At 67.5% G+C, this 9,361-nt stretch carries 3 protein-coding genes; all 3 read left to right on the top strand.

What is annotated here, in order from left to right:
* The first annotated feature begins 25 nt into the window (after nt 1-25).
* The 3 genes from OC372_RS11490 (at nt 26) to OC372_RS11500 (ending at nt 9,312) form a co-directional block, all read left to right on the top strand.
* Nucleotides 26-2,479, top strand: coding sequence for a hypothetical protein (locus OC372_RS11490; protein WP_262002125.1), 2,454 nt, complete (start codon nt 26-28; stop codon nt 2,477-2,479).
* Between the two features lie 44 nt (nt 2,480-2,523).
* A complete protein-coding gene (locus tag OC372_RS11495; RefSeq protein WP_262002126.1) occupies nt 2,524-3,093 on the top strand; it encodes a DNA-3-methyladenine glycosylase I in 570 nt (189 codons plus the stop codon).
* 129 nt (nt 3,094-3,222) lie between these two features.
* On the top strand, nt 3,223-9,312 hold the full coding sequence (locus OC372_RS11500) for an Ig-like domain-containing protein (RefSeq protein WP_262002127.1): 6,090 nt from the start codon (nt 3,223-3,225) through the stop codon (nt 9,310-9,312).
* Nucleotides 9,313-9,361 lie beyond the last annotated feature (49 nt).

A 9,361-nucleotide genomic window follows, 5' to 3' on the forward strand; every position in this document is an offset into this window, starting at 1 on the left:
CGACGAATCGGAGATCGGAGATTGCATGTGCCCTGGTTTTGGTCGGCGAGAGTTCATCGGCTTCGCGGTCGTGTCGGCGGCATCTGCCGCCGTGCAGTTGAGGCTTCCGGCAACTGATCCGACAGCTCGTCGCGCTCTCGGTGGGGGCCCGCTGCAGGCTGCGGTCGACGGGGCTGCACCGGCGCCCACCGTCGCGAAGCCCACCGACGAGACCACCCAGAAGTTGAATGCGCTCCGCACGAAATTCAAGGTGCCGACGACGGAGCTTTCGGATGTGGCCGGGACCATCTCTGCCGACGGGAAGACCCCGATCGGCGCGGTCGCGGTCATGGATCTCGCGGCGGCCTACGCCAAGGACACGAATGTGTCGTGGAGCAAGGCGCTGCAGTTCAGTGTTGACGCGAATGCTCACAACGCCGCCGACACCGACCCCGACGCAGGCTCGGACAGTGGCAAGGCGGCCGTCCTGAATCGCGCACTCTTCGCGAACGCGTCGAACTGCCTGAAGCTGTGCGCGACGGGGATTCTGGGGAATGCGCAGTACACCACCCCTAACACGATCAGCGGAGTAGCGGGCGGAGGGTACAGCTTCCCTGTGTACCCGTCGGATATGACATACATCGTCAACGGCACGACCAATACACCTGGCTCCGGTCAGGCCGAGGCGCTGCGAGTCCTGAGCAGCGCGCTGTCGAACCGCGCGGTCGTGTGCGACTACAGCAACTTCTGCATCGGGGCGACCAACTCGCTGGCGTCGACGTCCGGGGGGAAGACGCCGCCATCGCAGCAGTGGGCGCAGACGCTCTTCGACGCGCGCTCGACCACCGGATACCAGAACTACCTTCGCGAGGTGAACGTCGACGACTCCCTCCGAGACGCCGAGAAGTACTGGCATGCCAAAGAGTCCGAGACACTGAACATCCTCAACGAGGGACTCTCGCTTCGTGTGGGAGCAGTCCAGGCGAGCGCGTACTTGGCCACACCCTTCGACGACATGCTCGCCGGCAAATACCCGGAGCCGGTCGCTGCCTACGATCAGGCCATCCAGCACTACATTCTCGCGAAGGCCCGGGCGACCGTCGCCGGGTCTTCGTCCTCGAGCGTGAAGAGCGTCCTCGCATCCTTCGATGCCCTCCTCACCCTGTTCACCGAGAAGCCCGAGGATGTTCCCGGACTCGAGCAGAGCGTGGCGATCAGGAACGTCTTCATGCGGCTGACCTCGTTCGAGTATCTCGGCAAGTCGAGCGGGATCTTCACGGACGATCAGATCAATGAGGCCCTCGGTGCCGGAGGCAAGCTGATCACCGACAACACGACCGTCAAGGCGAAGTTGAGCACTGCGTTGCTCGCGTTCAACAGCAGCGGGATCCTCGGCAGCATCTCGGCGGTGATCGGAGTCACGCGACTCGTGCTCGAGTCCCTGCTGCTCCACGATGCCATCGGCAAAGGCGAGGTCTCTCCGGCTCAGGCCATCGGCTTCACCGCGCGCATCGTCGCTGTGTACTCGTCGTTCGGAGCGCTCAGGAACCTGACGATGTCGTTCCTGACGGCGGCTCCGACAGCGGCGCGCACGGCGGCTCGGATCCTCAGTTGGAACACTGTCTCTCCCGAGATGTATGAGATGACGACGGGAGCGATGTGGAGCGCGGCGAGGCCCGCTGCAGACATCCCGACGGAGGCGCAGGCGGCGTCGACGAGCTTCGCCGAGGCGATGTCCGGCACCTCCGGCAAATTCGTCGATACCGCCGAGGACACGGTGACGGTGTTCTTCACACAGGCCTCGGCGGAGGCCGGCGCCAAGGTGCCTTCCGCTCAGCGTGCCGTCGCCACGCAGGCTCTCAGCAGCGCAGTCGAGGCCGCGAGCACGCGCATCGTGGAGCAGGCGTCCATCGAGCAGGGAGCCATCCTTGCGAAATCGTCCGCCTCCCTGGCGTCGAAGGTCTTCACTGCGTCGCTCGCGGGGGCGGGGCTCATCGCGGATCTGCTGTTCGTCAGCTCGGATATCGCCGCGATCGTCGCCGGGGGCGGCATGGTCGGGGCTTCGACCTGGCTGTGGCTCGTCTCGGACGGCATCGCCGTCGTGGCGTCAGGAATCGGAGTGGGGATCGCCATGTCCTTGTTCACGGCATCCTCGCTCAACTTCGTCGCGCTCGGACTCACGCTCGCGGCGGCGATCATCGGGCTCATCGCCGGCGCGATCAGTCTCCCGAACGTCGCGAAGCAGACCAGGGATGAGATGACAGCGACGTTCCAGCGCCTCGAGAACGACGGCTATCTGCGGGAGTGGGGCCGGAAGATCGCCTTCATGGCGGTGTACTTCGACGCCCTCAGCCAGGAGGAGCCCGTGCGCTTCGTGGATCCGTCGAAATCGCTCTTCGATGTGCAGGGGAAGGCGTTCGAGATCTTCGCGACGTCCACAGGGGCGACGGACTGGGACAAGTTCAAAGAGTGCCGGAGCAGCCTCGTGGGGGTGGCATAGCCCTCGGCGCATGTCATGTCCGCCGCCGCGGATAGCCTGGGCGGATGACCTCTCTTCTCACGGGCCCGGACGCCCGCGACCGCTGCGCCTGGGTGGGCGACGACGTCGAGTACCGCCGCTACCACGACGAGGAATGGGGTGTGCCCCTGCACGGCGACCGTGCCCTGTTCGAGAAGATGGCGCTCGAGGGCTTCCAGGCCGGACTCTCGTGGATCACGATCCTGCGCAAGCGCCCGCGGTTCCGCGAGGTGTTCGCCGGTTTCGAGCCCGAGGCGGTGTCGGCGTTCGACGAGGCCGATGTCGAGCGGCTCATGGCGGATGCCGGCATCATCCGCAACCGCGCCAAGATCCTGGCCACCATCGGCAACGCCCGCCTGGTGCGCGCGATGGCGGAGGGCGAGCTCGACGAGCTGATGTGGTCGTTCGCACCGCCGGCATCCGACACCCGTCCGGCGTCGTTCGCCGAGGTTCCGGCGGTCACGCCGGAGTCGACGGCGATGAGTAAAGAGCTGCGTCGACGCGGGTTCCGTTTCGTCGGGCCGACCACCATGTATGCCCTCATGCAATCGGCCGGGATGGTCGACGATCACATGGCAGGATGCTGGCGCGCGTAACGGAGGGTGATGGGGATATCTGCCCATCGAGTGATATTCCGCGACGCGGTTAGGATGTACGAGTGCTCAGCGGCCAGTCGGGCCTGCGCATGAGTAATCGGAGAGTGTGACCCTGGGGGGGAACCGGGCATGAAGGCCTTGTCATGGATGCGCGCGCGACCCAAGACGCTGGCGTCCGCCGCCGGCGTCACCGTCGGCGTCATCGCCATCACGACCATGGCCTTCACCTATGAGGGCTTCCCGACCACCAAGGTCGACCTGAACGACGGCGGCGTCTGGATCACCAAGACCTCGAGCCTGCTCGTCGGCCACTTCAACCACGAGTCCACGATCCTCGACGGCGGTCTGCGCACCACCAGCGAGAACTACGACATCCTCCAGGCCGCCGCCAACGTGCTCGTCGTCGACCAGAGCGCGTCCACCGTGACCGCGATCGATCCGGCCCGGGTCTCGCTCGGCGACTCCACGATCATCCCCTCGTCGGCCAAGGTCGCCATGGGGGCGAACACCGCGGCCATCCTCGATGAGAAGTCCGGTGACCTGTGGGTCGTGCCGGTCAAGGGCATAGCCTCCTTCGAGATCGAGGCGGCGGAGCCCATCGCCGAGCTCGGCGAGAACTCCGACGTCACGGTGGCCGACGACGGCACCGTCTTCGCCCTCTCCGGAGAACGTGGCGAGGTCGTCACGGTCCCGGTCGACAACGAAGGTGCGCCGGGCGAGACATCGGCCGCGTCGGTCGGCGAACTTGACCTGTCGGTGCGCCCCACCATCACCGCCGTCGGACGCACCCCTGTGGTGTTCGACGAGGCGGCCGGAGTCGTCACGACGCCCGGAGGCCTCCGCACCGAGGTCGCGGGCGCGGCGGATGCCGTGCTGCAGCAGGCGTCGGCCGAGACCGACGCCGTCGCGATCGCCACCCCGACCGCGCTCGTGCGCGTGCCGCTCGACGGCGGCGAACCGGAGCAGACCTCCGCGGGCGGCGAGGGCACGGCTGCGGCACCGGTGTGGCTCCGCGGCTGCACCTACGGGGCCTGGGCGGGATCGGCGACCTTCATCCGCGAGTGCCCCGGCGAGAACAATGACGTGAACGCCCCGATCGACGGCGCCGAGGAATCCGCCAGCCTGACGTTCCGCGTCAACCGCGACGTCATCATCCTCAACGACGCCGTCGGCGGCGCCGCCTGGATGGCCAACGAGAGCCTGCAGCGCGTCGACAACTGGAACGACCTGACGCCGCCCGAGGGCGAGACGGAGAACCAGGAGGACTCGACCGAGGAGACGGTCGAGACCACGCTCCCGGAGCGCAGCGAGGAGAACACGCCTCCCATCGCCGAAGACGACTCGTACGGCGTGCGCCCCGGCGCCACGACGCTGCTCCCCGTGCTCGACAACGACAACGACCCCGACGGCGACGTGCTCGTCGCAGCACTCGCCGAAGCGCAGCCGTCCATCGGGACCGTGCAGCCGATCAACAACGGCGGCTCGCTGCAGATCACCGTCGGCGAGAAGGCCTCCGGCACCGCCAGCTTCACCTACGAGGTCGATGACGGACGCAAGGGCAAGGACACCGCGGTCGTGACCCTCGCGGTGCACGACTGGAACGAGAACGCCGGTCCCACGTCGAAACGGAAGACCTCGCTCGCGGTCGAGACCGGCGGCACGATCTCGTACAACATCCTGCCGGACTGGATCGACCCCGACGGCGACGACATCTACCTCAAGGAGGTGCTCGCCGCCCCCGGCGACGAGGTCGACTTCAGCAAGGACGGTCAGATCACCTACAAGGCGACCGCGAGCCTGCAGGGGCGTAAAGACGTGCAGGTCACCGTCGCCGACGCCTTCGGCAAGCTCGGCACCGCGACCATCGCGCTCGACGTGCGCCCGCAGGGCTCGACGAACCCCAAGACCAACGCCGACCACGTGATCACGCGGGCCGGCGAGCAGGTCACCGTCGCCCCGACCGCGAACGACACGAGCACCTCCCGCGAGCAGCTGCGTCTGAGCCGGGTGCTCGACACGGCCGGGGCGACGATCGTCCCGAACACGGCGAACAAGACCTTCTCGTTCATGGCCGAGAAGCCCGGCGTCTACTACGTGCAGTACCAGGTCACCACAGGCCCGAAGAACGGCGAGGGTATCGTCCGCGTCGACGTGATGCCCGAGTCGGAGACCGACCTCCCGCCCGTGGCCGTCCGCGACGTCGCGCTGCTGCCCACCGGCGGCGATGTGCTGCTCGGCGTGCTCAACAACGACACCGACCCCGCCGGCGGCATCCTCGTCGTGCAGTCGGTGTCTCTGGAACCGAACAGCGGCATCTCGGTGTCGGTGCTCAACCACGAGACGTTGCGGATCACGGATCAGGGTGCGCTCGAAGAGCAGGTGCGCGTCAAGTACCGCATCTCGAACGGCTCCAAGTCGGCCGAGGGCGAGGTCGTGGTCATTCCGATCCCCGCGCCGGACGAGCTCCTGCAGCCGATCGCGAATCCCGACACGGCGACCGTCCGCGTCGGCGACGTCGTGACCATCCCGGTGCTCGACAACGACACCCACCCCAGCGACGACGTCATGCACGTCGAGCCCGAGCTCATCGAGCCGTTCATCGATCCGGAAGACGGCGAGGCCTTCGTCTCGCAGGACGCGGTGCGCTTCAAGGCGGGCCCCGAGGCGAAGACCGTGTACCTCACGTACGAGGTCTCCGACTCGCGCCAGCAGAAGGCTGCCGGCTACGTCACGATCCAGATCCTGCCCATCGACGAGGAGAACAACGCAGCTCCCCGTCCTCAGGATCTCGTCGCCCGCGCCCTCGCCGGGACCGAGGTGAACATCGCGGTGCCCCTCGACGGCATCGACACCGACGGCGACTCCGTGGAACTCGTGGGCATCGAGTCGAGCCCCGCCAAGGGACGCATCACGAACGGCCCGAACTACTTCACGTACGAGGCGTCCGACGGGGCGTCCGGTGTCGACGTGTTCAAGTACCGCGTGCGCGATCGGCTCGGAGCAGAGGGCATCGCGACCATCCGCGTCGGCATCGCCCCCACCGAGCAGATCAATCAGCCTCCGTACGCGGTGAAGGACGCGGTGGTCGTGCGACCGGGCCGCGAGATCGCCGTGCCGGTGCTCGCGAACGACTCCGACCCCGAGGGTGACAAGGTGTCGCTCCTCAAGGACGGCCTCGAGCTTCCCGACGGGCTGGAGGCGCGCGTCTCCGGTGACCGGGTGCTCGTGCAGGCGCCGAACGGCCCGACCGAGACCTCGCTGCAGTACACCGCGGTCGACGCGCGTGGTGCCGAAGCCACGGCGACCCTGCAGATCACGGTCGACGAGGATGTTCCGCTGCAGGCACCGGTCGCCCGCGACGACCGGCTGCAGCCGGTGGACCTCAAGGATGGTGGCCTGAGCGCCGACCTCGAGATCCTCGCCAACGACGAGGACCCCGACGGCACCACCGACAGCCTCACTGTCGAGGTCGGTGAAGGGGGAACGCAGCTCGAGAACGGCAAGGTGCGCGTCACCGTCACCGACGAGCTGCAGCTGATCCGCTACACGCTCGTCGACCGCGATGACCAGCGGGCTTCGGCATTCATCTTCGTGCCGTCGCGCGCCGATCTCCGCCCGACACTCACCTCGACGAAGCCGCTCGAGGTCGTCAGCGGCGAAACCGAAGAGGTTCCGCTGTCGAAGTACGTCACCGTCGCCGGCGGTGGTGACGTGGTGATCACCGAGAAGGCGAAGATCAGCGCGAACCACGCCGACGGCTCCGACCTGCTCAAGGATGCGAATACCCTCGTCTACACCTCGGCCAAGGGCTTCTTCGGACCGGATTCCCTCACCTTCGAGGTGACCGATGGCGATGGGCCGGACGACCCCGAGGGACGCAAGGCCACGCTCAGCATCCCGATCAACGTGCTGCCGCCCGAGAACCAGCAGCCCACCTTCATCCAGGGGCAGGTCAACGTCGCCCCCGGCGAGCCGGCGACCTCGCTCGACCTGGCCGCACTCACCGACGACCCCGACCCCGAAGACGAGGGCAAGCACGACTACTCCCTCGTCGGCGGCGAGGAGAAGGGCGTCTCCGCCCGCATCGACGGTGACGACAAGCTCGTCGTCGAGGCCGCGTCGAATGCCAAGAAGGGCACCGCCGTCGCACTCAAGATCCGCATCTCCGACGGCACGACCGAACCGGTCGAGGGCACGGTCCAGGTCATGGTCACGGCGTCGACGAGGCCGATGCCGGCGGCGAACACCGACACGGTCGCCGAGGCGGATGCGGGCAAGACCATCACGGTGCCCGCTCTCGCGAACGACTACAACCCGTTCCCCGAGACACCGCTGAAGATCGTGACCGCGGTCGCGGAGTCGGGCTCCGGCGAGGTCACGTTCACCGACAGCGAGGTCACCGTCACCCCGAACGAGTCGTTCGTGGGAACGCTCGTCGTCCGCTACCGCATCCAGGATGCGACCGAGGATGCCGACCGCGAGGTCAACGGCCAGATCGTGGTCACCGTGCAGGATGTGCCGGATGCGCCAGGAGTCCCGGTGATCGCGAGCGTGCAGGACCGCACTGTCGTGGTGTCGTTCTCGGCACCATCGAACAACGGCGCCGAGATCACGAAGTACACCGTGAAGTCGGTCGGCGGCAGCGCGTACACGAAGGAGTGCCAGTCCACCACCTGCACGCTCGACGGTCTCACCAACAACGTCGAGTACACGTTCCAGGTGACCGCGACCAACCGCGTCGGCGAGTCCGATCCGTCCGCCCTGTCGGCGCCCGCACGCCCCGACGCACGTCCTGACACCCCCAACCCGCCGACCCTGAAGTTCGGCGACAAGTCGCTCCAGGTGTCGTGGGTGACCCCCACCACGCCGGGCTCGCCCGTCGATCGGTACACGCTCGAGATCTCGCCCGCGCCGCCTTCCGGCGTGACGCAGAAGGAGGTCACGGGCAACTCGATCACGTGGGAGGGGCTGGAGAACGGCTCGGACTACCAGGTGAAGGTGCAGGCGCACAACAAGGCGCCCGACCCCTCCAGCTGGAGCGGCTGGTCGGCGTCCGAGATTCCGGCCGGACCTCCGCTGGCTCCGGCTGCCCCGACGACGGTCGAGCTCTCGCCCGTCGGCAACCAGGCGCAGATGCAGGTGAACTGGACCCCGCCGGACAAGAACGGCGACGCGATCCGCGGCTACAAGCTCGAAGTGCTGCGCGGCGGCCAGGTCGTGCGCACCATCACCCCCGGCCCCGAGGCGAGGAGCCAGGCGGTCGTCGTCGACACCTCGGAGACGGCGTACACCTACCGCATCCAGGCCTACAACAAGGCGGGCTGGGGCGATATGAGCGCCCCGTCCGCACCGCGCCGCGGCGTGATCGCACCGGGCGCGCCGACGAGTCTGAAGGTCACCAAGGAAGCCGATCGGGCACTGGTCATCGACTACCGTCCGGGGTCGAGCGGTGGCGCGTCTCCTGGCGAGATCACCTACCAGTACCGGCTGAACGGCGGCGACTGGAACACGATGCCGGGCAACAAGACCATCGGCGGACTCACGAACGGTCGCGACTACACCGTCGAGGTGCGGGGCGTCACGCGCCTCGCCACAACGGACTTCGACGGGTCGACCTATGCCGGTGCCGTCTCCAACTCTGCTGCCGGCAACCCCCACGGGAAGCCGAGCCCGCCGGCGGTGAGCGCGGAGTCGCTCGAGAGCCAGGTGCGCCTGAACTGGAACGCGAACGGCTCGCCGAATGGGCGCGACATCCAGGTCGTGCAGATCAGCATCGACGGTGGCGGGTGGCAAAACCAGGGGATGGTCGGCTCGGTCAACGTCGGCTCGTACAGCGAGTACCACAGCATCAAAGCCCGGGCGATGGACAACACCGGCGCGTGGTCGGATGAGAGCGCTGTCGCCGGCAACACCGCGCAGGCGAAACCGCAGCCGCGCTGGTGGGCCTCGCAGGGAGTCGACTCCCGCAACTGCAGTCCCGACACGTGCTACTACCTGAACCTGAACACGGCGAACGTCCCTCCGGGCCAATACATGATCCGCTGCCTCGACAACGGCCAGCCGTACCGCTCGGCCAACGGGCAGGTCTCGTCCTACAACCGGTACAACGTGCCGGCCAACGGCACGATCCAGCTCTCCTGCTGGCACGGCGGCATGGGCAGGACGCTGCAGGCCGACATCCAGGGCATCGGCGCATCCGAGGGCACCAGCTGGCCATAGGCCATCGCTCCCGCCACACGAATTCCCCTACGACAAGGAACCCCACACT

Origin of the sequence: Microbacterium sp. Mcb102, assembly GCF_024519805.1 — a bacterium.
GTDB lineage: Bacteria > Actinomycetota > Actinomycetes > Actinomycetales > Microbacteriaceae > Microbacterium.

What these genes read in the sequence shown, in the direction of transcription:
- OC372_RS11490 (WP_262002125.1), top strand. Translation starts at nt 26, where the DNA reads ATGTGCCCTGGTTTTGGTCGGCGAGAGTTCATCGGCTTCGCGGTCGTG.
- OC372_RS11495 (WP_262002126.1), top strand. Translation starts at nt 2,524, where the DNA reads ATGACCTCTCTTCTCACGGGCCCGGACGCCCGCGACCGCTGCGCCTGG.
- OC372_RS11500 (WP_262002127.1), top strand. Translation starts at nt 3,223, where the DNA reads ATGAAGGCCTTGTCATGGATGCGCGCGCGACCCAAGACGCTGGCGTCC.